The sequence below is a fragment of the Microbacterium sp. Bi128 genome, assembly GCF_918698205.1.
Map to the genome: position 1 here is coordinate 1 of NZ_CAKKMM010001327.1, position 1,404 is coordinate 1,404.

The window sequence follows — 1,404 nt, forward strand, 5'->3', positions numbered from 1 at the left end:
CCGCGGTCCGTCAGGGGCAGCGCAGTCAGCACGAAGTACTCCAGGGGGCGCTTGTTCCGGGCCAGCACATCGTCGATCCCGGACCGCAGCTGGGTGGCGGTGACCGCCCCGTGCGAGGGCACGACGCCGGCCACGACGCGCTGGCCGCGAAGATCGTCAAGCATGCCGGCCGCCACGGCCGCCGCGACGCCCGGGACGGAGGCCAGCGCCATCTCGACCTCATGCGGGTAGACGTTGGTGCCGGCGGTGATGATCATGTCGGAGCGGCGGCCCAGCATGTGCAGGGTCCCGTCGGAGAGGTAGCCCTGGTCACCCACGGTGTACCAGCAGTCGAAACAGCGCAGCGCCTGGCCGTCGTCACCCCACAGGTAGCCGTTGCTGACCATGCCGCTGCGGACGCAGATGTTGCCGTCGCTGCCGTCCGGGAGTTCGGCGCCGTCGTCGCCGAGGATGCGGATTTCGACGCCGGGAAAGGGCTTCCCGATGCCGGTCCCGCCCGGCTCGACGGGCTCGCCCGGGCGCAACCCGGCGCCCGAGACGAAGCTGAGCTCGGAGGCGCCGTAGTACTCGAAAATGGTCGCGTTGGGGGCCCAGCGCCGGGCCGCCTCCAGCGTCCGGGCGTCCAGCTTGGAACCGGCGCAGATGATGCTGCGAATGCCGGAGGCATCGACACCGCCGGTAAGGCCCCGCTCGCTGAGCAGCCGGAGCATGGTGGGCACCAGGACCAGGCGGGTGATGCCGTCGTGGCTGACGGCCGCGTGGGCGGCACCGACGTCGAAGTGGTCCAGGCTGTGGAACTCGGCGCCGGCATACAGGCATTCGGCGAGGGCGTAGAGGTTCAGGCTTGCCGCGAGCGGCCCGGGAGCCAGGGACTTGTCGTCCTGCGTCAGTGCGAAGAATTCGATGGAGGCCTCGAAGGATTCCTGCCAGGACCGCCGCGAGCGGGTGAACGCCTTGGGCACCGAGGTCGTGCCGGACGTCAGGCCGACCAGGAACGAGGTCTCCGGCGGCCCGTCGACCAAGAACGGGTCCGGCCCGGGAACTGCACGCGCCGGACCCGTTTCCGACCCGGCGATGCGGGCGGTGATGCCGTCCTGGAGTTGCTGGGGCCAGGCCGGGTCCAACACGGCGCACTGCCGCTCACCAGCCACGGCCGCGGCGAACGCTATGGCGAAGTGGGTTGAATTTTGTTCTGACAGCACAGTGATGGCCGGCGCCGAGGGCACCAGGGCCGCCGCGTTGTCCCGCAGGGCAGACCAGCTGAGGTGCTCTCCGGACACGACGACGGCTGTCTCGTCGGGACGGTCATCGGCCCAGCGCTGGAGTCTGTCGAGAAAAGGCATCGAACCAACTTTAGCGTTGCCGGGCGCCGCGGCTGCGTGTGCGGGATATTGTGACTCCACG

At 69.9% G+C, this 1,404-nt stretch carries 1 protein-coding gene; it reads right to left on the bottom strand.

The genetic code is table 11. The features are described from left to right. On the bottom strand, window positions 1-1,343 hold a 1,343-nt coding region (locus tag LQV45_RS32455), incomplete at its 3' end, for a class I adenylate-forming enzyme family protein (protein WP_230011683.1). Window positions 1,344-1,404 lie beyond the last annotated feature (61 nt).